Source organism: Janthinobacterium sp. 17J80-10 (assembly GCF_004114795.1).
In the GTDB taxonomy this organism is placed as follows: domain Bacteria; phylum Pseudomonadota; class Gammaproteobacteria; order Burkholderiales; family Burkholderiaceae_D; genus Paucimonas.
The window spans coordinates 2,727,833-2,747,699 of sequence record NZ_CP035311.1 but is presented as its reverse complement, the minus strand read 5'-3'; the positions used below and the strand labels follow the sequence as shown (position 1 = coordinate 2,747,699).

General features: G+C 60.6%; 20 protein-coding genes. 12 read left to right on the top strand and 8 right to left on the bottom strand.

What is annotated here, in order from left to right; translation table 11 throughout:
• Positions 1-174: 174 nt before the first annotated feature.
• Both EKL02_RS12295 and EKL02_RS12290 read left to right on the top strand, forming a co-directional pair.
• Positions 175-801, top strand: coding sequence for a DUF1326 domain-containing protein (locus EKL02_RS12295; RefSeq protein ID WP_128902324.1), 627 nt, complete (start codon positions 175-177; stop codon positions 799-801).
• The gene (locus EKL02_RS12290) at positions 764-1,615 is read left to right on the top strand and encodes a DUF2182 domain-containing protein (RefSeq protein WP_128902323.1); all 852 of its coding nucleotides are present in this window, start codon (positions 764-766) and stop codon (positions 1,613-1,615) included. The genes EKL02_RS12295 and EKL02_RS12290 overlap by 38 nt, the downstream gene beginning before the upstream one ends.
• Positions 1,616-1,629: 14 nt before the next feature.
• Here the strand turns inward: EKL02_RS12290 and ribA are convergent, their stop codons facing one another.
• The gene (gene ribA, locus EKL02_RS12285) at positions 1,630-2,277 is read right to left on the bottom strand and encodes a GTP cyclohydrolase II (protein ID WP_128902322.1); all 648 of its coding nucleotides are present in this window, start codon (positions 2,275-2,277) and stop codon (positions 1,630-1,632) included.
• Between the two features lie 115 nt (positions 2,278-2,392).
• The gene (locus tag EKL02_RS12280) at positions 2,393-3,094 is read right to left on the bottom strand and encodes a pirin family protein (RefSeq protein ID WP_128902321.1); all 702 of its coding nucleotides are present in this window, start codon (positions 3,092-3,094) and stop codon (positions 2,393-2,395) included.
• A 181-nt stretch (positions 3,095-3,275) separates the two neighbouring features.
• On the opposite strand from EKL02_RS12280, the gene EKL02_RS12275 reads away from it, so the two are divergent.
• A complete protein-coding gene (locus EKL02_RS12275) occupies positions 3,276-4,205 on the top strand; it encodes a LysR family transcriptional regulator (RefSeq protein WP_128902320.1) in 930 nt (309 codons plus the stop codon).
• Positions 4,206-4,219: 14 nt separating this feature from the next.
• Here EKL02_RS12275 and wrbA read toward each other — a convergent pair whose 3' ends face one another.
• Positions 4,220-4,822: an NAD(P)H:quinone oxidoreductase gene (gene wrbA / locus EKL02_RS12270; RefSeq protein ID WP_128902319.1), complete on the bottom strand. Its 603-nt coding sequence runs from the start codon at positions 4,820-4,822 to the stop codon at positions 4,220-4,222.
• A 118-nt stretch (positions 4,823-4,940) separates the two neighbouring features.
• On the opposite strand from wrbA, the gene EKL02_RS12265 reads away from it, so the two are divergent.
• Together EKL02_RS12265 and EKL02_RS12260 are read left to right on the top strand one after the other, a co-directional pair.
• A complete protein-coding gene (locus EKL02_RS12265) occupies positions 4,941-6,071 on the top strand; it encodes a M14-type cytosolic carboxypeptidase (protein ID WP_128902318.1) in 1,131 nt (376 codons plus the stop codon).
• Between the two features lie 231 nt (positions 6,072-6,302).
• The gene (locus EKL02_RS12260) at positions 6,303-6,791 is read left to right on the top strand and encodes a hypothetical protein (RefSeq protein WP_128902317.1); all 489 of its coding nucleotides are present in this window, start codon (positions 6,303-6,305) and stop codon (positions 6,789-6,791) included.
• Positions 6,792-6,798: 7 nt separating this feature from the next.
• On the opposite strand, the gene EKL02_RS12255 is transcribed toward EKL02_RS12260, so the two are convergent.
• From EKL02_RS12255 to EKL02_RS12235, 5 genes are all read right to left on the bottom strand, one after another.
• Positions 6,799-8,061: a DUF2863 family protein gene (locus EKL02_RS12255; protein WP_347232084.1), complete on the bottom strand. Its 1,263-nt coding sequence runs from the start codon at positions 8,059-8,061 to the stop codon at positions 6,799-6,801.
• 114 nt (positions 8,062-8,175) lie between these two features.
• A complete protein-coding gene (gene acnA / locus EKL02_RS12250; protein WP_128902316.1) occupies positions 8,176-10,884 on the bottom strand; it encodes an aconitate hydratase AcnA in 2,709 nt (902 codons plus the stop codon).
• 103 nt (positions 10,885-10,987) lie between these two features.
• The gene (locus tag EKL02_RS12245) at positions 10,988-11,437 is read right to left on the bottom strand and encodes a hypothetical protein (RefSeq protein ID WP_128902315.1); all 450 of its coding nucleotides are present in this window, start codon (positions 11,435-11,437) and stop codon (positions 10,988-10,990) included.
• 60 nt (positions 11,438-11,497) lie between these two features.
• Positions 11,498-12,469: an aldolase/citrate lyase family protein gene (locus tag EKL02_RS12240; RefSeq protein WP_128902314.1), complete on the bottom strand. Its 972-nt coding sequence runs from the start codon at positions 12,467-12,469 to the stop codon at positions 11,498-11,500.
• Positions 12,470-12,565: 96 nt separating this feature from the next.
• Positions 12,566-13,555 (bottom strand): malate dehydrogenase, encoded by a 990-nt coding sequence (locus EKL02_RS12235; RefSeq protein WP_128902313.1) that lies wholly within the window; start codon positions 13,553-13,555, stop codon positions 12,566-12,568.
• Positions 13,556-13,842: 287 nt separating this feature from the next.
• Here EKL02_RS12235 and EKL02_RS12230 point away from each other — a divergent pair, with 287 nt between their 5' ends.
• From EKL02_RS12230 to gltA, 7 genes are all read left to right on the top strand, one after another.
• Entirely contained in the window at positions 13,843-14,634 is a 792-nt protein-coding gene (locus EKL02_RS12230) for a GntR family transcriptional regulator (protein WP_128902312.1), read from the top strand.
• A gap of 146 nt (positions 14,635-14,780) precedes the next feature.
• Complete coding sequence (gene sdhC / locus EKL02_RS12225; RefSeq protein WP_241687873.1) at positions 14,781-15,149, top strand: succinate dehydrogenase, cytochrome b556 subunit; 369 nt, start codon at positions 14,781-14,783, stop codon at positions 15,147-15,149.
• Positions 15,150-15,152: 3 nt separating this feature from the next.
• Positions 15,153-15,521, top strand: coding sequence for a succinate dehydrogenase, hydrophobic membrane anchor protein (gene sdhD, locus EKL02_RS12220; protein WP_128902310.1), 369 nt, complete (start codon positions 15,153-15,155; stop codon positions 15,519-15,521).
• A gap of 2 nt (positions 15,522-15,523) precedes the next feature.
• Positions 15,524-17,299: a succinate dehydrogenase flavoprotein subunit gene (sdhA, locus tag EKL02_RS12215; protein ID WP_128902309.1), complete on the top strand. Its 1,776-nt coding sequence runs from the start codon at positions 15,524-15,526 to the stop codon at positions 17,297-17,299.
• A gap of 11 nt (positions 17,300-17,310) precedes the next feature.
• Positions 17,311-18,021 (top strand): succinate dehydrogenase iron-sulfur subunit, encoded by a 711-nt coding sequence (locus tag EKL02_RS12210; RefSeq protein WP_128902308.1) that lies wholly within the window; start codon positions 17,311-17,313, stop codon positions 18,019-18,021.
• A 24-nt stretch (positions 18,022-18,045) separates the two neighbouring features.
• Complete coding sequence (locus tag EKL02_RS12205) at positions 18,046-18,315, top strand: succinate dehydrogenase assembly factor 2 (RefSeq protein WP_128902307.1); 270 nt, start codon at positions 18,046-18,048, stop codon at positions 18,313-18,315.
• A 74-nt stretch (positions 18,316-18,389) separates the two neighbouring features.
• Positions 18,390-19,703, top strand: coding sequence for a citrate synthase (gltA, locus tag EKL02_RS12200; protein ID WP_128902306.1), 1,314 nt, complete (start codon positions 18,390-18,392; stop codon positions 19,701-19,703).
• The last annotated feature ends 164 nt before the right edge of the window (positions 19,704-19,867 follow it).

The window sequence follows — 19,867 nt, the reverse complement described above, 5'->3', positions numbered from 1 at the left end:
GAGGCTTCATTCTAAGACTGTGATTGTCAAATATAAAGAGCAATATTTTGAACCTTACTCTCGATAAATTTCACCGAACAATTTCACACTTCATTTGTCCTGCATCTGGTGTCTCGAGATACCGTGGCCTATGCTGAATGCAGCTTATCGGCTAGCTTGATGTGGAGGTGAATTATGGCAACTTCGGCTTGGCAGCTTGATGGCCAATACTATGAAACCTGCAATTGCGATTTTGTCTGCCCCTGTGTGCCCAGCCAGATGCAGGCCAAACCGACCCAGGGCAGTTGCAATTTTGCGATGGCGTTCCAGATCGAGCACGGAAAGTACGGCGCCCTGACGCTCGATGGCCTTGGGTTCATTGTCCTCGGGCATACGCCGGCAGAAATGGGTGAGGGCAACTGGACGGTCGGGCTCGTCGCCGACGAACGCGCCAGCGCCGAGCAGCGTGAGGCGATTACGGCGATTGCCAGTGGATCGGCCGGCGGGCCGATGGCGCTGCTGTCCGGATTGGTAGGCAATTTTGCCGGCGTCGAGTCGGCCCCGATCCAATTCGAACGCGATGGCGTGAACTGGTCGGTGGCAGCGCTAGATAAGATCGATATGGCGGCAAAAGGGGCGATGGGGCTGAATCCGCAAGCCACTGAACCGCTCCATCTGGACCATACCGGCCACCCGGCGGCGGATAGCTTTGCCCTCGCCAATGTTTCGCGCAGCCATATCCATGCGCTGGGTTTCGACTGGGACGATGTCAGCGGCAAGAACAATGGCCAGTACGCGCCGTTTTCCTGGCAGGGTGGCTGAGCTGGCGTCTTCCTTGTCCACCGGCACCGGCCCGGCAGCGTCGATTGCGGCGCTCTCCGGGCGCGACCGCATTGTGATTGGCTTGTGCCTGGTTGTTGTCGTGGCGCTGGCCTGGGCCTACCTGTTCTATCTCGACCGCATGATGGCGCCTGCCATGGCGCAGGATGCCGAGATGGCCGGCATGGCGATGGTGCGGCAGTGGAGCGCGGCGGATTTCCTGTTCACCCTGGCGATGTGGGTCGTCATGATGATCGGCATGATGGTCGCATCGGCGACGCCAGTGCTGTTGCTGTTCGCCGCAGCCCACGCCCGCCGCGGCGGGGGGCGGGTGCCGCTGGCCGTGCTGGCTTTCGCGCTGGGTTACCTGCTGGCCTGGAGCGGCTTTGCCCTGTGCGCCGTGCTGGCGCAGTGGGCATTGCACCAGGCGGCGCTGCTGTCGCCGCAGATGGCCCTGTCCAGTGCGCAGGCGGGCGGTGCGGTGCTGGTTGCCGCCGGTCTCTATCAGATGACGCCGTTAAAACGCGCCTGCCTGCAGCATTGCCAAAGCCCGCTGGGCTTTTTGCTGTCGCACTGGCGCGAAGGCATTGGCGGCGCTTTGCAAATGGGGATGCGGCATGGCGCCTGGTGCCTTGGCTGCTGCTGGGCGCTGATGGCGGTGTTGTTCGTGGTCGGCGTGATGAACCTGGCCTGGGTGGCGGCACTGGCCGTTTTCATCCTGCTGGAAAAGCTTGCCCCCGCTGGCGTCACCGTCTCGCGTGTGGCTGGCGCGGCGATGATGGTCGCCGGGATGATGCTGCTGGCCGGACAAGCATAAGCTGCTGTAACGGCCTAGCCGACGCTGTCGGCGGCCGCCAGCAGGTGGCCCAGTTTTTCTGCCTTGGTATCGAGGTAGCGGGTATTGAAGCGGTTGCGGTTGACGATCAGCGGTATGCGCGAGTCCACCGGCACGCCATCCTTGCCCAGCGCCGCCACCTTGCGCGGATTATTGGTCATCAGGCGCAGGCTGGCAATGCCCAGATGCTGCAGCATGGGCTTGCACAAGGTGTAGCTGCGCAGGTCGTCGCCAAAGCCCAGCTGGTGGTTGGCTTCGACCGTATCGGCGCCTTGTTCCTGCAACCGGTAGGCGCGGATCTTGTTGAGCAGGCCAATGCCGCGGCCTTCCTGGCGCAGGTACAGCAGCACGCCGCGCCCTTCTTCGGCGATTTTTTGCAGGGCCGTTTCCAGTTGCGCGCCGCAGTCGCAGCGCTGGCTGAACAGGGCGTCGCCGGTCAGGCACTCGGAATGCACGCGCGCCAGCACCGGCGCGCCGTCGTCAAAGCTGCCCAGGCTGATTGCCAGGTGTTCCTTGCCAGTGTCATGCTCGATGAAGCCGTGTAGGGTGAACGTGGCCCAGGGCGTAGGCAGCTCGCAGGAAGCCACAAACTCGATTCCGGCATCGATGGGGGCATCGGACGGGGATTCTGGTTTTGATGACATGGCAAATTTCCTGCAATCGGTTACAAAAATGAAAATGGCGCGACCCTTTGGGGCGTCGCGCCATTTTATCGCTTTATCGCAAAACGGGTTTTTGCGGCGCGATGGCTGATAGGGCTTAAACGGGCAAATCGAACAACAGGATTTCCGCATCGTTTGCCTCGGCAAGCGTGACCGCGCTTTCACCATTCAGCCGCAGCGCATCGCCCGTTGAGAGCGCCGTGCCATTGACCGTGACCTGCCCGCGTATGACATGGACATAAGCTAGGCGTCCTGGCGCCAGTGCATGGCTGAGCTGGTCGGCGCCGCCCAGGATCGATGCATAGATCGAGGCATCCTGGTGAATCAGCACCGAGCCTTCGCGGCCATCGCTGGAGGCGATCAGGCGCAGGGCGCCTCGCTTCGAAGCGGCATCGAAATGCTTTTCCTCGTAGCCGGGTGCAACGCCTTTGGCATCCGGCTCGATCCAGATCTGCAGGAAATGCACGGGGTCGGTACGCGAATGGTTGTATTCGCTGTGCGAAACGCCCGTGCCGGCGCTCATGCGCTGCACATCGCCATAGCGCAGTACCGAGCCATTGCCCATGCTGTCCTTGTGTTCCAGGGCGCCATCGAGCACGTACGAAATGATTTCCATGTCGCGATGGCTATGCGTGCCAAAGCCTTTGCCTGCCTGCACCTGGTCTTCATTGATCACGCGCAGGGGGCCAAAGCCCATGTGCTCGGGATCGAAGTAGTCGGCAAACGAAAACGAATGCTGCGACCGGAGCCAGCCATGATCGGCCTTGCCGCGTGCCTTGCTTGTACGAATCTGTAGCATGATGTGCTCCTTTAACTAGGGTTGCTCGGATCAATATGCAATAATTTCGATTAATGAAATCATTAATTCTTCCTTTTTTATCTGCTTGCATTACTATGTAATCAAGCGATGATGCAAGTATGCTCTTGCAAGGTAAAAAAGAAAAACGGAAAATTTACCGATCTACTATCGAAAAATTCGAATGTTAAGAATCAGCCTGGATGCCTTGCAAATCATTGATGCGATCGATCGCCGCGGGTCGTTTTCCGCGGCCGGCAAGGAATTGTTTCGCGTGCCTTCGACCATTTCCTATACGGTTTCCAAGCTTGAGGATGAACTCGGCGTGCAATTGTTCGAGCGCATGGGGCCCAGGGTGAGCCTGACGCCGGCCGGACACGAGTTGCTCAAAGAGGGCCGGCATTTGCTGAAAGCCGCGAGCGACCTCGAGCTGCGCGTGCGCCGGGTGGCATCCGGCTGGGAAACGGAACTGTCCATCGGCATGGATGCGATGTTTTCGCCTGCCACCCTGCATGACGATATTGCGGCGTTTTGCCACGTGGCGGACCAGACCCGCCTGCGCCTGGTGCAGGAAGTGTTGTCCGGCTCCTGGGAAGCCTTGCTGGACCGGCGCGTCGACCTGCTGATCGGCGCCGCCGGCGAGGGGCCTTCGGGCGGCGGCTATACGGCCGAGCCGATCGGCAAATTATCGTTCGTCTTCGTCGTGGCGCCTTCCCATCCCCTGGCAGCGGTGCCGCGCCGCCTTGGCAAGGCGGACTTGCACGAGCACCGGGCGATCGCCATTGCCGATTCGGCCCGCAACATGGCGGTGCGCACGGTTGGCTTGCTGTTTGGACAGGATACGCTGACGGTGGGCGACTTGCGCACCAAGTACCAGTTGCAGGTGGCCGGGCTTGGCTTCGGCTTTCTGCCGGAACCGTACGTGCGGGCGGCGATCGCATCCGGTTTGCTGGTAGAAAAGAAAGTCGAGGAGCCCAAGCCTGACGAAACGTTTTACATGGCGTGGCGCACTGGCGAAGAGGGCACTGCGCTCAAATGGTGGATCGAACGCATGCGCGCCGATCCGCCATTTGAGCGGCTGGTGCGCTGGATGACAGCTGCGCCCATGGGCTGAACAGGCGCGGGCTGTCAGTTGCCAACGATTTTGCTGGCCGTTTCGGCAATCAGCTTGCCCTGGAAACGCGCGCCGTCAAGTTCAATCTGGCTCGGCTGGCGCTGGCCCTGGCCGCCGGCGATGGTGGTGGCGCCGTAGGGGCTGCCGCCGACGATCTCGTCGAGCGTCATCTGGCCCTGGTAGCTGTAGGGCAGCCCGACAATGGTCATGCCCAAGTGCATGAGGTTGGTGATGATGGAAAAGAGCGTGACTTCCTGGCCGCCATGCTGCGTTGCCGTCGACGTGAAGGCGCCGCCGACCTTGCCATTGAGCGCGCCGCTGGCCCAGAGGCCCCCGGTCTGGTCGAGAAAGCTTGCCATCTGGGACACCATGCGGCCATACCGTGTCGGGCACCCGATAATGATGGCATCATAATTCGGCAAATCGTTCACGGTGGCGATGGGGGCGGCCTGGTCCAGCTTGAAATGGGATTTTTTCGCGACATCCTCGGGCACGGTCTCGGGCACCCGCTTGATATCGACCGTGGCGCCTGCGGACCGGGCGCCTTCGGCAACGGCCTGGGCCATGGTTTCGATGTGACCGTAAGTCGAGTAATAGAGGACGAGCACTTTAGACATGGCATTCTCCTGAGTTGGCGCGCTTTCTGGCGCGCGATCGCCGGATTGTCCCATGGTGCCGATTCTGGCTTACAGTGCTGGATCAACTCCTGGACAGTATTTCATTTTAGGAATTTATATGCCCATCAAGATCAGCCAGCAATTTGACGCCGGGGCCATTGACGTCGTCCGCGCCGAGCGTGCCGATGCCATCGAGTTAAACCTGCGCAAGGATAGCCATGCGGATTTCATGCAATGGTTTTACTTCCGCCTGCAGGGCGCGGAAGGGCAGAATTGCCAAATACACATTCTCAATGCCGGCCAGGCGACCTATCCGCAGGGATGGGATGGCTACCAGGCCGTGGCCAGCTACGACCGCCAGCAGTGGTTCCGCGTGCCGACGTTCTACGATGGCCAAAGTTTGACGATCTGTCATGCGCCGGCGCATGACAGCGTCTATTACGCCTATTTCGAGCCATATTCCTGGGAACGCCACCTGGCGCTGCTGGGACGCATCGATGCCGCGCCGCATGCGCGGGTAGCCGACCTTGGCAGCACGGTCGACGGGCGCGACCTGAACGTGGCGGTGATTGGCGACCCGGCTGCCGCCAGAAAGGTCTGGATCATCGCGCGCCAGCATCCGGGCGAGTCGATGGCCGAATGGCTGGTGGAAGGACTGGTCGAGGCGCTGCTGGATGGCGCCAATCCGCTGGCGCGCCGCCTGCTGCAGCACGCCGTGTTTTACATCGTGCCCAACATGAACCCGGATGGCGCGGTGCGCGGCAACCTGCGCACCAATGCCGCCGGCGCCAACCTCAACCGCGAATGGATGACGCCTTCCATGGAGGCGAGCCCGGAAGTATTCCTGGTCAAAAACAAGATCCACGAAACCGGCTGCGACCTCTTCCTCGACATCCATGGCGACGAGGCGCTGCCGTATGTGTTTGTTGCCGGTTGCGAAATGCTGGAAGATTTCAGCGCGCGCCAGGCCGCCGAGCAGCAAGCCTTCATCGATGCCTTCAGGCTGGCCAGCGCGGACTTCCAGACGACGGTCGGTTATGAAGCCGGCAAGTACCAGGCTGACATGCTCAAGCTCGCTTCCAAGTACATTGGCCATGCCTTCAAGTGCGTGTCGCTGACGCTGGAAATGCCCTTCAAGGACAATGCTGCGCTGCCGGATCCGGCAGTGGGCTGGAATGGCGCGCGCAGCGCGCGCCTGGGCGCGGCAATGCTGCAGCCCATCCTCCAGCACGTCAGTCAGCCCGGGTAAAAAGGCGATGATGACAGGGCATCTATCCTGTTTGCCAAGAAGCCCGCCAGGCTGAAAATATTTTCAGCGGGAATGGTTTCTGCACGGAACAAAATGTCCGCTGCCGGCTCGAAGTGTGCTGATGACGCGGCGAGTTGAGTAGCTTTATTTTGTCAAGACCGGTTCGCGTTACAAAAGCACCTGACAAATTGATCAGGCGCCAATAACAACAATCTCGAATCGGAAAACCCCATGACGCGACGCTTGCTGCTGCCGTTACTGATCGCTGCTGCCGTGCAGCCCGCGATAGCCGCCGAACGGTGGAGTGCCGCCCCCCTGAAAAAAAAGTCCGAGCAGCTGTGGATCAATGTTGGCGGCGTCTCGCAGCATTTTGACAATGCCACTGCGTTAAACCAGGACAATTTCGGTTATGGCGTGGAGTACCAGGTTGACCGCAACAGATACCTGGTCCTGGGTGCCTACCGCAATTCCGTCAACGCCGATACGCGCTATTTTGGCGGCGCCTGGATGCCGCTATCGTACAAGTCATTCAAGCTGGGCGCCATTGCCGGGGTCGCCAATGGCTATAAGGACATGCGCAACGGCGGTTATTTCCCCGTCATCTTGCCCGTGCTCGCGCTCGAGGGGGAGCGTGTCGGCGCCAACTTTGTCTATATTCCCAGCATTCCGGCCAAGGTCAGCGGCGCGGTGGCGATGCAACTGAAATACCGGTTCAATTAAGGCATGTTCAATGCAGGTGGGCAGGCGGCTGCGCCGGGTCTTCCGGCATTTCGGCATGCACCAGTTCGCCTTCCAGGTCGCAGTAGAGCGGGGCGCCGCAATCGTCGCAAAAATCCATCGGAAAGACTTCTTCATGGCGCTTGATGTGCACGACGCCGGACTCGCGTAAAAGCGCGGTGATTTCCTGCAGGGGCGTCTGCGCCTCCTCGGTGCCGGCGCCTGCCAGGTCAGGCATCTCGTCCTGCGCCTCTTCTTCGCCGTACAGCGGCCACACCAGGCCGTAAATGACTTCCAGGCCCGGGCGCAGCACGTAGCTGACCCGGTATTCGTCGATGCGGCCGTCGCCCGCCGGGTCGGCAAAGCCGCCGATCACGGCGCTTAACTCTTCCGGGCCGATATTCAGGGTATGGGTCAGGTAATGCACCGCCGCCTTCACGGAAGCTGGACGGATGGCCTTGTCGGCAGCCCGGCAGGACATGAAGTAGGCGTCCGGCAGCAGGAGTTCGACGCCGCAGCCGGGCAACAGACGCTCGATGCTTGGCTTGCCTTGGGCCTGCCATTGCGAAAGCGCGGCCGAGCGTTCAGCCGGATTGACGGCTTCCTGCCAGCGGAACAGCGGCGCGCCCAGCGGCGCCACCACGGTGGCCAACAGGTAGCGGGTGTCAGCCAGGAAGGGCGCGGTTTCCGGCACGGTGGTCGGCGCGCGCAAGGGCGTCTTGCCGAGCGCCGCCTGCGCCATGCGCTGGGTCATGGCGAACGTGTCGGCATGGGTCTTGGGGAGCTGGTCGATCGAATACAGCAGCGGCGCCATGGTCAGCTGCGTGTCGGCGGCAAGCACGTGCGCCTGCAGCTGTGCCGCCAGGGTCAGCAGCATGTCTTGCGAAAATGGTCCGGAGGCAATGGCAAATCGGGTCCAGGCAAGGATGGGCGCGGCAATCAGCAAGGCCTGGTATTGCTTGCCATCGTGCTCGATCACGCAGGATTCGCTGCCAGCCTCGACGCCATCCATCAGCACGTCATAGGCTTCCGAGCGGGTCTTGAACAACTGGTCCAGCGCCGCATCGATGTCGGCCTGGTGGCCCAGGCGAAGCGCCTTGTGCAGCAGCGCATCGAGTTCGCGCTCCCAGGCGCGCTCCTCGACCCGGCTGGAAGCCTGGATCAGCGCCTTGCACAGCGTGATCAGGCGTTGGCTGTCGGCGGAAAGGCGGGCGGAAGGCCCCTTGAACGAGCGGCGCATGGTGGAATCTTTGGAAAACGGGTCGAACAGCATTGTAGCGATTTTCGCAAGCGGATGTGGCCCAATGCCAAAAGAAAACGGGGCCGGCAATGCCGACCCCGTTTTTGATGCGCCGGCATCCTGGACGCCGGCGCGGTGCTGATGTGCTTAGGCTGCGAGCAGCTGGCGCAGGACGAACGGAAGAATGCCGCCGTGCTTGTAGTAGTCCACTTCGATCGGGGTGTCGATGCGCAGCAGGACCTTGACTTCCTGCTTCTTGCCGTCGGCACGGTTGATCACCAGGGTGACTTGCTGCTGCGGCTTGATTTCCGACTCGATGCCCTTCAGGTCGAAGGTCTCGTCGCCGGTGATGCCCAGCGTTTGCACGCTGTCGTTGCCCAGGAACTGCAGCGGCAACACGCCCATGCCCACCAGGTTGGAGCGGTGGATACGCTCGAAGGAGCGGGCCACGACAGCCTTCACGCCCAGCAGCTGGGTGCCCTTGGCCGCCCAGTCGCGCGACGAGCCGGTACCGTACTCTTCGCCGCCGAAAATCATGGTCGGCACGCCGGCATCGACGTATTCCATCGCGGCGTCATAGATCGACAGTTCGCGGCCGGTCGGCTGGTGAATCGTGATGCCGCCTTCGACGCGCGAACCGTCGGCCTTGGCCGGGATCATCAGGTTCTTGATGCGCACGTTGGCGAAAGTGCCGCGCATCATGACTTCATGGTTGCCGCGGCGCGAGCCGTAGGAGTTGAAGTCGGCCTTCTGCACGCCATTGGCCAGCAGCCACTTGCCTGCCGGGCTGGTGTCCTTGATCGAGCCGGCCGGCGAAATGTGGTCGGTGGTGATCGAGTCGCCGAAGACGCCCAGCGCGCGCGCGCCCTGGATGCCGGTGGCGGCAGCTTTCGGTTCCATTTCGAAGTCGGCAAAGAACGGCGGCTCAGCGATGTAGGTCGAGGCCGGCCAGTTGTAGACCTGGCCATTGGCGACGCCCTTGATGTCTTCCCACAGCTTGCCCGGCTTGCCCTTGACGTCGGCGTAGTTCTCCTTGAAGGTCTTGGAGTTCAGCGCGAACTTCATCAGCTTGGCGATTTCCTGCGAAGTCGGCCAGATGTCGCCCAGGAAGATGTCCTTGCCCTTGACGCGGCCAACCGGCTCGGTCATCAGGTCGCGGGTCATGTTGCCGGCAATGGCGTAGGCCACGACCAGCGGCGGCGAAGCCAGGAAGTTCGAACGGATGTTCGGGTGAATACGGGCTTCGAAGTTACGGTTGCCCGACAGCACGGCGGAGGCCACGATGTCGTTCTTGACGATGGCTTCGTTCAGTTCCGGGGTCAGGTCGCCGGCGTTGCCGATACAGGTGGTGCAGCCGTAGGCAGTGACGCCGAAGCCGAGTTTTTCCAGGTACGGCAAGAGGCCAGCCGCTTCCAGGTACTTGGTGACGACGCGCGAGCCGGGGGCCAGCGAAGTCTTGATGTGCGGCGCAACCTTCAGGCCGGCTTCCACGGCTTTCTTGGCCAGGAGGCCAGCGGCCAGCAGCACGCTCGGGTTCGAGGTGTTGGTGCAGGAAGTGATGGCGGCGATCAGCACGTCACCGCTCTTGACCTTGACGCCATTGGTGGTTTCGTACTGGGCTTCCAGGTCTTCGGCCTTCTTGTTGAAACCGTTTTCCGAGGTTGGCTTGGAAAACAGGTCGGCGAAGGTTGCCTTGACGTTGCCGATTTCGATGCGGTCTTGCGGGCGCTTCGGGCCGGCCAGCGAAGGCGCGACCGAGCCGAGATCCAGGGCGACCACGTGGGTGTAGTCGATTTCGCCCGATTTCGGCACGCCGAACAGCTTCTGGGCCTTGAAGTAGCCTTCGAAGGCGTCGATTTCCGCCTTGGTGCGGCCGGTGCCCTTGAAGTAGTCGATGGTAGCGTCGTCGACCGGGAAGAAGCCCATGGTGGCGCCGTATTCCGGGGCCATGTTGGCGATGGTGGCGCGGTCGGTCAGCGACAGCGTCTCGGTGCCTTCGCCGAAGAATTCGACAAACTTGCCGACGACCTTCTCTTTACGCAGCATTTCGGTGATGGTCAGCACCAGGTCGGTGGCGGTGACGCCTTCGCGCAGGATGCCGGTCAGGTTTACGCCGATCACGTCCGGGGTCAGGAAGTACACCGGCTGGCCCAGCATGCCGGCTTCGGCTTCGATGCCGCCCACGCCCCAGCCGACCACGCCGATACCGTTGATCATGGTGGTGTGCGAGTCAGTGCCGACCAGGGTATCCGGGTAGTAGACTTTTTCTTTCTTGTGCACGCCGCGTGCCAGGTATTCCAGGTTGACCTGGTGGACGATGCCGAAGCCCGGGGGCACGACGCCGAAGGTGTCGAATGCCTGCATGCCCCACTTCATGAACTGGTAGCGCTCGTTGTTGCGCTGGAATTCCAGTTTCATGTTCAGGTCGAGGGCTTTCTTTTCGCGGAAGTGGTCGATCTGCACGGAGTGGTCGACGACCAGGTCCACCGGCACCAGCGGCTCGATGTTCTTCGGGTTCTTGCCATTCTTGGAGGCGACGCCACGCATGGCGGCCAGGTCGGCCAGCAGCGGCACGCCGGTAAAGTCCTGCAACACCACGCGGGCCACGACGAAGGGGATTTCATCGGTGCGGGCAGCGGTCGGTGCCCAGCCCGCGAGCTGGCGAACATGCTCTTCGGTCACTTTTTTGCCGTCGCAGTTGCGCAGCACCGATTCCAGCACGATACGGATCGATACCGGCAGACGCGAGATATCCACGCCAAGTTTTTTACCCAGCGCAGGCAGCGAATAGAACTGACCTTTCTTGGAACCCGAGATCGGGAATTCCTTGAGCGTGTTCAGAGTGTTGCGGGACATAGCCTCTCCTTAGATATGACAAGACAAAGCAAACGGGTTTTTTACTTCGCACAAAAATTTACTGCATTATATTTTTTATTGGCAACTTTACCAGTAATAATGCTCAGCCTGCTGCCGCCTGTTCCGCCGATTTGCATTCGTTGGCGAGCTGGCGGCCGTGCTTGGTATCGAGCAGCATGGCCTTGGCCGGGATGCCGATAAATAACAGGCCGCGCTTTTTGTGCTCCAGGCGTTCGGCGCCGCTCTCGGTCTCAACACGGGTCATGGCGCTGATCTTCTTGTCCCAGCGCAGGGCGACATTGTCAGGATTGCCGGGATTGCGGTACACGGTGATCTTGTGGCCTTCGGCGCAATCATATTCGGTGACGACCGAGCCGGTGATATCGGCTTCGGCCTCTTCTTCCTTGGCGGCTTTTTTGGAGGTTTTCTTGGCAGGCTTTTTCTCAGCCTTCTTGACTGCCTTTTTCGGCGCGGGGGCGGCGGTTTCCGCCGAGGCTGGCGACATTGCCAGCCCGATGCTTGCTGCGATCAATATCGATAGGAATTTCTTCATGCCTGGGTCTCCTGGAGTGTGCGGTGGTATGTCCCTGATGCGATAAGGTGTTTTCCCGATTTATAGTAGTGCGGCTGCCGCTTCGGGTAATGGCATGCCGCCGAGTTTTGCGCGTTGCAGGATGGTCCAGTAATAACGGTAGCTGGCGCGGTCATGCAGCTTGCCGTGGTGCTGGATGGGCCCCCAATGGGCGCCTTGCGCTTCGATCAGGATTTGTGCGGCTTCATGCACTTCCGAGCTGCGCGGCGCCATTGCCTTGATGATGGGCTTGATCTGGTCCGGGTGGATGCTCCACATGCGGGTATAGCCGCATTCGGCCGCGGCGCGGGTGGCGTCGCTGGCGACCAGCGAGCTATCCTTGATTTCGGTGGTGACGTTATGCGAGGGCACCTTGCCATGCGCATGGCAGGCCGCGGCGATCTCGAGCTTGGCGCGCAGTACCAGCGGATGGGTGAATTGCCCGGGGCTGCGCATGGCATTGCCGGGGATCGCGCCATAGTGCGCCGAGACGAAATCCATGATGCCGAAGGAAAGCGATTCGACCTGGGGCAGGGCGGCGATGGCGTTGGCGTCTGCCAGGGCGCCGTGCGTCTCGATCAGCACGTGTACCGGCAGCTTGCTGCGGCCATGGGCACGGGCGATCTTGTCGATGACGGTGAGGGCGCGCTTGAGGTCCTTGAGGTTTGCCGCCTTGGGTACCATCAGGTAGGCCAGGCGTTCGGCAGCGGCTTCGCAAATCAGCGTGACGTCCTGCTCGAAAAAATCGCTGGCGGGATCGTGCACGCGGGCGCCGACGCGGCCAAAACGGTTGTCCTCGGAAGCGATCAGCGCGCCGACCAGTTGCGCATGGACTTTTTCATTGCCGGCAGCGGCGCCGTCTTCGCAATCGAAGGTGATATCGAACAGGGGGCCAATTTCTTGTTGCAGGGCAAGCGATTTGCGCATCAGCTTTTCAGAGCCGGCGTAATGATCGCAGACCGGCAGTGTGACCGGCTTGTGCTTGTCCTGGAATAAGACTTCGGAAGGATGCATGTGCAGCGTGGCGGTAATGTTATTTGAAGTCGATTGTAACGCGGCCGGGCGATGCGCAACAGCGCTCCGCCCGGCCGCTTGACAACCTGCGCCGGTTTAGCCGACCAGGTGCTTGACGCCTTCGCGCTCTTCGGTCAGTTCTTTCAGGGTCAGGTCGATGCGCTCTTGCGAGAATGCGTCGATTTCCAGGCCCTGGACGATCTTGTATTCACCGTTTTCAGTGGTGACCGGGAAGCCGAACATGGTGCCTTCGGGGATGCCGTAGGAGCCGTCCGACGGGATGCCCATGGTGGTCCACTTGCCGTTGGTGCCCAGGACCCAGTCGCGCACGTGGTCGATGGCAGCGTTGGCAGCCGAAGCAGCCGAGGACAGGCCGCGGGCTTCGATGATGGCGGCGCCGCGCTTGCCGACGGTCGGCAGGAACACGTCCTTGTTCCAGACCTGGTCGTTGATCAGGTCCTTGACGGATTGGCCATCAGCCGTGGCGAAACGGTAGTCGGCGTACATGGTCGGCGAGTGGTTGCCCCAGACGCACAGCTTTTCGATGGCGGAAACCGGCTTGCCGATCTTGGCAGCGACTTGCGACAGCGCGCGGTTGTGGTCCAGGCGCAGCATTGCGGTGAAATTCTTGGCCGGCAGGTTCGGCGCCGACTTCATGGCGATGTAGGCATTGGTGTTGGCCGGATTGCCGACCACCAGGACCTTAACGTTGCGCGAAGCGACGGCGTCCAGCGCCTTGCCTTGCACGGTGAAGATCTGGGCGTTGGCTTCCAGCAGGTCCTTGCGTTCCATGCCAGGGCCACGCGGACGTGCGCCGACCAGCAGGGCGACGTCGATATCCTTGAATGCGGTCAGCGGATCGCTGTGCGCGCTCATGCCGGCCAGCAGCGGGAATGCGCAATCGTCGATTTCCATCATCACGCCCTTGAGCGCCTTCTGTGCTTTTTCGTCAGGGATCTCGAGCAATTGCAGGATGACCGGCTGGTCTTTGCCGAGCAGGTCGCCATTGGCGATACGGAACAGCAGGGAATAACCGATTTGGCCGGCGGCGCCGGTGACGGCGACACGCATGGGGGCTTTAGCCATGTTGACTCTCCAAAGTTGGTGATGAAAGGAATGCGATGTTAAAACTAAAACCTGGCAATGATACTGCCGAAAGCCAGCCAAGTCAGCCTGTTCATCCCCGCCAGGCGGGAAAAACCGGGGAGAAACCGCTGCTTAACTTGCTGCTGTACTTGTGCCAGGAAAAATATTTCACGCGAGTGTAGGCTGTGCGTTACACGCTGTCAATGACTATCTTATATCTTATATAAGACATATCAGTAGCATTTTTTGCTAGACGGAAAAGGGTGAATTGTGGTGAAATCGAGGGCATGAATTCAGTCCTTTCCAACTTGAGCAATGGCGGTGCGCCTGGCACAGGGGCGGGATCGACTGTTTCCGCTACTTCCCCCACCTTCAGTCCGCTCTATCAGCAAATCAAGGCGCTGATCACGCAAAGCCTGCAATCCGGCGAATGGAAGCCGGGCGAGCTCATTCCCAGCGAGGTCGAACTGGCCAGCCGCTTCAAGGTGAGCCAGGGTACGGTACGCAAGGCAATCGACGAACTGGCGGCGGAAAACCTGGTGGTGCGCCGCCAGGGCAAGGGTACCTTCGTCGCCACCCATCACGAGGTGCGCGCGCAATTCCGCTTTTTGCGCCTGATGCCTGATGTGGGTGAGCCGCATAGCGCCGAAAATCGTGTCATCGAAGTCAAGCGCCTGCGCGCGCCGGCCGAAGTCGCGCGCCTGCTGGAGGTTAAGACCGGCGATCCAATGATTTTTATCAAGCGCGTCCAGTCATTTGACGGTGTGCCAACCATCCTGGAAGAGTTATGGTTGCCGGGCGTGCTGTTCAAGGGCTTGACCGCGGAGCGCCTGGTTGAATACAAGGGGCCGATGTACGGCCTGTTTGAAACGGAATTTGGCACGCGCATGATCCGCGCCAGCGAGCAATTGCGCGCCGTGTGTGCCGACGAACATGCAGCCCAGGTGCTGGATGTCGCGCCGGGCAAGCCTTTGCTGAGCGTGGAGCGGGTCTCGTTTACCTATGGCGACAAGCCGGTGGAAGTGCGGCGCTGCCTTTATCTGACCGATACGCACCACTATCAAAACGAGTTGAGCTAAGGTTGGGTGAGAAATTTTATTGCTGGCGAGCTACAATAACAGGTTGGTGAGCTTCGCAAAAATAAGCGAAAATTACGGAATTGTTACAAGTGAGAGGTCTTGAAATGTCTGAACCGGAAAAAAACAATCGACGGCAATTTGGTCCGATGACCTTTGCCCAGGCGCTGAGTTACCGATTGCCGCTGGCGGCAAAGGTATCGATCCTGCACCGCGGCAGCGGCGCATTGATGTTCTTGCTGCTGCCCTTCGTGCTGTACCTGCTTGATCTTAGCCTGACGTCGGAGATCTCCTTCGACTACCTGCGTGGCTTCGCCTCGCACTGGTTCGTCAAGGTCCTGATCCTGGCCCTGTCCTGGGCATACCTGCATCACTTCTGTGCCGGCATCCGTCACCTCCTGATGGACTTCCACGTTGGCGTCAACAAGGAAGCCGGCCGCAAGTCCGCCGCCGCTGTGCTGGCTGTCAGCCTGCCGCTGGCCCTGCTGGTCGCATTGAAACTGTTCGGAGTGTTCTAAAAAATGGCAAACAATAATATCGGACCGCGGCGCCTGGTTGTCGGTGCGCACTATGGCCTGCGCGACTGGATGGCGCAACGCGTGACTGCCATCATCATGGCCGTCTATACCGTCATCATCCTGGTCTCCTTCCTGTCGGGCACCAACTTCAGCTACGAAGGCTGGGCTGGCCTGTTCGCACATCAGTGGTTCCGCCTTGCGACCTTCGTGACCTTCCTGGCGCTGCTGTATCACGCGTGGGTCGGCATGCGCAATATCTGGATGGATTATTGCACCAAGTCGGTCGCATTGCGACTCGTGTTACAAGTTGCCACAATTGCGTGGCTGATTGGTTGTGCCGGTTGGGCGGCGCAGATTATCTGGAGAGCTTAACCGTGGCAGCAACTAAATCCACCATTCCAACCCGCCGTTTCGACGCCGTCATCATCGGCGCAGGCGGTTCCGGCATGCGCGCTTCGCTGCAGCTGGCCGAAGCCGGCCTGAACGTCGCCGTGCTTTCCAAGGTGTTCCCGACCCGCTCGCACACGGTTGCCGCTCAAGGCGGTATCGGCGCTTCGCTGGGCAATATGGCCGAGGACAGCTGGTTCTGGCACATGTTCGACACCGTCAAGGGCGGCGACTACCTGGGCGACCAGGATGCGATCGAATTCATGTGCCGCGAGGCGCCGAAGGTCGTGTACGAACTCGAACACTTCGGCATGCCGTTCGACCGCAATGCCGACGGCACCATTTACCAGCGTCCGTTCGGCGGCCACACCGCCAACTTCGGCGAGAAGCCTGTCCAGCGCGCCTGCGCCGCTGCCGACCGTACCGGCCATGCGCTGCTGCACACGCTGTACCAGCGTAACGTGCGCGCCAAGACCCACTTCTTCGTCGAATGGATGGCCATCGATGTGATCCGCGACGTCGACGGCGATATCGTCGGCGTGGTGGCGCTGGAGCTGGAAACCGGCGACGTCATGATTCTCGAAGCCAAGACCACGATCTTTGCGACCGGCGGCGCCGGCCGTATCTTCGCTGCATCCACCAATGCCTTCATCAACACCGGTGACGGCATGGGCATGGCGGCGCGCGCCGGCCTGCCGCTGGAAGACATGGAGTTCTGGCAGTTCCACCCCACCGGCGTGGCCGGCGCGGGCGTGCTGATTACCGAAGGCGTGCGCGGCGAGGGCGGCATCCTGCTCAACGCCAATGGCGAACGCTTCATGGAGCGTTATGCGCCGACCCTGAAAGACCTGGCGCCGCGTGACTTCGTGTCGCGCTCGATGGACCAGGAAATCAAGGAAGGCCGCGGCTGCGGTCCGAACAAGGACCACGTGCTGCTGGATCTGCGCCATATCGGCGCCGACACCATCCAGAAGCGCCTGCCGTCGATCCTGGAAATCGGCCACAAGTTCGCCAACGTCGACGCCACCAAGGAACCGATTCCTGTCGTGCCGACCATTCACTATCAGATGGGCGGTATCCCGACCAATATCTATGGTCAGGTGGTTGCGCCCAAGAACGGCTCCAGCGAAATCGTCAACGGCATGTACGCCATCGGCGAATGCGCCTGCGTCTCGGTGCATGGCGCGAACCGCCTGGGCACCAACTCGCTGCTCGACCTGGTGGTGTTCGGCCGTGCTGCCGGCAACCACGTTGTTGCAAGCAACCTCAAGGCCAAGAGCCACAAGCCGCTGCCGGCCGACGCTGCCGACTTCGCGCTGTCGCGCCTGAACCGCCTGGAAACCAGCACCGGCGGCGAGCGCGTGCAGGATGTCGCCAACGATATCCGCTCGACCATGCAAAAGTACTGCGGCGTGTTCCGCACCGACGATCTGCTGCAGGCCGGCGTGGTGGAAATCATGAAGCTCGACGAGCGTCGCAAGCACGTGTCGTTCAAGGACAAGTCGAAGGTGTTCAACACCGCGCGCATGGAAGCCCTGGAACTCGACAACCTGATCGAGACCGCCAAGGCCACCATCGTGTCGGCTGCGGCCCGCAAGGAGTCGCGCGGCGCCCACGCCCATCGCGACTATGAAAAGCGCGACGACGAGAACTGGATGAAGCATACCCTGTGGTACTCGGAAGGCAACCGCCTGGATTACAAGCCGGTCGTCACCAAGCCGCTGACGGTGGAAACCTTCAAGCCCAAGGCTCGCACGTTCTAAGGAAAAAGATTATGGCACGTACTCTGAAATTTCAAATCTATCGCTACGATCCGGACAAGGATAGCAAGCCTTACATGCAAGACCTGACGGTTGAGCTGAAGGATACCGACAAGATGCTGCTGGACGCGCTGCAGCGCATCAAGTCTGACGTCGACGATTCGCTGGCCCTGCGCCGGTCCTGCCGTGAAGGCGTTTGCGGCTCCGACGCCATGAACATCAATGGCAAGAACGGCCTGGCCTGCACCACCAACCTGAACGAACTGACCGAGCCGATCGTGCTGCGTCCGCTGCCGGGCCTGCCGGTCATCCGCGACCTCATCGTCGACATGACCCAGTTCTTCAAGCAGTACCACTCGATCAAGCCGTACCTGATCAACGAAACCATTCCGCCCGAGAAGGAGCGCCTGCAGTCGCCTGCCGAGCGCGAAGAGCTCGACGGCCTGTACGAGTGCATCCTGTGCGCCTGCTGTTCGACTTCCTGCCCGTCGTTCTGGTGGAACCCGGACAAGTTCGTCGGCCCGGCCGGCCTCTTGCAAGCCTACCGCTTCATCGCCGACAGCCGCGACGAAGCGACCGGCGCGCGCCTGGATAACCTGGAAGATCCGTATCGTCTGTTCCGCTGCCACTCGATCATGAATTGCGTCGACGTCTGCCCGAAGGGCCTGAACCCGACCAAGGCGATTGGCAAGATCAAGGAACTGATGGTTCGCCGCGCTGCTTAAGGCAATCAACGAAATATCGATTCCATGTCCGACACACATCAATCCGACCCGATCAAACGTGCGCGCCTGCGCTGGCGCGCGCGCCGCGGTCTGCTGGAAAACGACCTGATCATCACGCGTTTTCTGGATGCGCATGAAGCCACCCTGACGGATGAAGAGGTGGACGCGTTTTCGCGGTTGATGGAGCTGGCGGACAATGAATTGATGGAATTGCTCATGTCGCGCAAGGAAGCTGACGGCGAAGTCGATTTGCCTCATGTCCACGCGTTGCTGGCCAGGCTGCGCGCAGCCTGATCAACGTAGTATTTGCTGTTTCGTTTCTTATTTTAACAACCGACTCACCCCCCAGGTGAATTGAAGGAAGAGCCATGACCAACTCTGATATTAAAGCCACGCTGTCGTTTTCCGACGGATCCCCCTCGCTGGAAATGCCTATCTATAAGGGCACTGTTGGTCCGGATGTTATCGACATTCGCAAGCTGTATGGCGCGACCGGCAAATTCACCTACGATCCGGGCTTCATGTCGACTGCGGCATGTAATTCCTCGATCACCTACATCGATGGCGACAAGGGCGAGTTGCTGTATCGCGGCTATCCGATCGAGCAACTGGCTGTCAACTGCGACTTCCTGGAAACCTGCTACCTGCTGCTGAACGGCGAACTGCCGAACCAGGCGCAGAAAGACAAGTTCGTCGGCACCGTCACCAACCACACGATGGTGCACGAGCAGATGCAATTCTTCTTCCGCGGCTTCCGCCGCGACGCGCACCCGATGTCGGTGCTGGTCGGTACTGTCGGCGCGCTGTCGTCGTTCTACCATGACTCGCTGGATATCTCCGACGCGCATCACCGCGAAGTGTCGGCCATCCGCCTGATCGCCAAGCTGCCGACCCTGGTCGCCATGGCATACAAGTATTCGGTCGGCCAGCCGTTCGTCTATCCGCGTAACGACCTGTCGTACAGCGCCAACTTCATGCGCATGATGTTCTCCAATCCGTGCGAGGACTACAAGGTCAATGACGTGCTGGTGCGCGCCCTGGACCGTATCCTGATCCTGCACGCCGACCACGAACAGAATGCTTCGACCTCGACCGTGCGCCTGGCTGGCTCCTCCGGCGCCAACCCGTTCGCCTGTATCGCTGCCGGTATCGCCTGCCTGTGGGGTCCTGCCCACGGCGGCGCCAACGAAGCTGCGCTGCAGATGCTGGAAGATATCCAGCAGCAGGGCGGTGTCGAGCGCATCGGCGAATTCATCGCCAAGGTCAAGGACAAGAATTCCGGCGTCAAGCTGATGGGCTTCGGTCACCGCGTCTACAAGAACTACGACCCGCGCGCCAAGCTGATGCGTGAAACCTGCTACGAAGTGCTGAACGAACTCGGCCTGCACGACGACCCGTTGTTCAAGCTGGCCATGGCGCTGGAAAAGATCGCCCTGGAAGACGAATACTTCGTTTCCCGCAAGCTGTACCCGAACGTCGACTTCTACTCGGGTATCGTGCAGCGCGCGCTGGGCATCCCGGTCTCGCTGTTCACCGGCATCTTCGCCATGGCCCGTACCGTCGGCTGGATCGCCCAGTGGAACGAAATGATTTCCGACCCTGAGCAAAAGATCGGCCGTCCGCGCCAGTTGTTCGTCGGTTCGCCGACCCGCGAAGTGCAGCCTATCGCCAAGCGCGGCTGATTGGGCCTGAATGGCATATGAAAAAGCGGACTTCGGTCCGCTTTTTTTATGTGCGGCAGGCAAGGGCAGGGGGCAAACAATCGGGCGGCTTTATGTTATGCTCTGCCAATTCGGAATTCTGTAAAACAGGTCACAAAGCCCTTCCCCCACAACTTGATGTGCAA

Excerpts from the sequence above, each read along its gene's own strand:
- EKL02_RS12205 (WP_128902307.1), top strand. The coding sequence starts at position 18,046 with ATGTCCGACACACATCAATCCGACCCGATCAAACGTGCGCGCCTGCGC.
- EKL02_RS12295 (WP_128902324.1), top strand. The coding sequence starts at position 175 with ATGGCAACTTCGGCTTGGCAGCTTGATGGCCAATACTATGAAACCTGC.
- wrbA (WP_128902319.1), bottom strand. The coding sequence starts at position 4,822 with ATGTCTAAAGTGCTCGTCCTCTATTACTCGACTTACGGTCACATCGAA.
- EKL02_RS12235 (WP_128902313.1), bottom strand. The coding sequence starts at position 13,555 with ATGGCTAAAGCCCCCATGCGTGTCGCCGTCACCGGCGCCGCCGGCCAA.
- sdhD (WP_128902310.1), top strand. The coding sequence starts at position 15,153 with ATGGCAAACAATAATATCGGACCGCGGCGCCTGGTTGTCGGTGCGCAC.
- ribA (WP_128902322.1), bottom strand. The coding sequence starts at position 2,277 with ATGTCATCAAAACCAGAATCCCCGTCCGATGCCCCCATCGATGCCGGA.
- EKL02_RS12260 (WP_128902317.1), top strand. The coding sequence starts at position 6,303 with ATGACGCGACGCTTGCTGCTGCCGTTACTGATCGCTGCTGCCGTGCAG.
- EKL02_RS12280 (WP_128902321.1), bottom strand. The coding sequence starts at position 3,094 with ATGCTACAGATTCGTACAAGCAAGGCACGCGGCAAGGCCGATCATGGC.
- EKL02_RS12210 (WP_128902308.1), top strand. The coding sequence starts at position 17,311 with ATGGCACGTACTCTGAAATTTCAAATCTATCGCTACGATCCGGACAAG.
- EKL02_RS12275 (WP_128902320.1), top strand. The coding sequence starts at position 3,276 with ATGTTAAGAATCAGCCTGGATGCCTTGCAAATCATTGATGCGATCGAT.
- EKL02_RS12255 (WP_347232084.1), bottom strand. The coding sequence starts at position 8,061 with ATGCTGTTCGACCCGTTTTCCAAAGATTCCACCATGCGCCGCTCGTTC.
- EKL02_RS12230 (WP_128902312.1), top strand. The coding sequence starts at position 13,843 with ATGAATTCAGTCCTTTCCAACTTGAGCAATGGCGGTGCGCCTGGCACA.
- gltA (WP_128902306.1), top strand. The coding sequence starts at position 18,390 with ATGACCAACTCTGATATTAAAGCCACGCTGTCGTTTTCCGACGGATCC.
- sdhC (WP_241687873.1), top strand. The coding sequence starts at position 14,781 with ATGACCTTTGCCCAGGCGCTGAGTTACCGATTGCCGCTGGCGGCAAAG.
- acnA (WP_128902316.1), bottom strand. The coding sequence starts at position 10,884 with ATGTCCCGCAACACTCTGAACACGCTCAAGGAATTCCCGATCTCGGGT.
- EKL02_RS12265 (WP_128902318.1), top strand. The coding sequence starts at position 4,941 with ATGCCCATCAAGATCAGCCAGCAATTTGACGCCGGGGCCATTGACGTC.
- EKL02_RS12290 (WP_128902323.1), top strand. The coding sequence starts at position 764 with ATGGCCAGTACGCGCCGTTTTCCTGGCAGGGTGGCTGAGCTGGCGTCT.
- EKL02_RS12245 (WP_128902315.1), bottom strand. The coding sequence starts at position 11,437 with ATGAAGAAATTCCTATCGATATTGATCGCAGCAAGCATCGGGCTGGCA.
- EKL02_RS12240 (WP_128902314.1), bottom strand. The coding sequence starts at position 12,469 with ATGCATCCTTCCGAAGTCTTATTCCAGGACAAGCACAAGCCGGTCACA.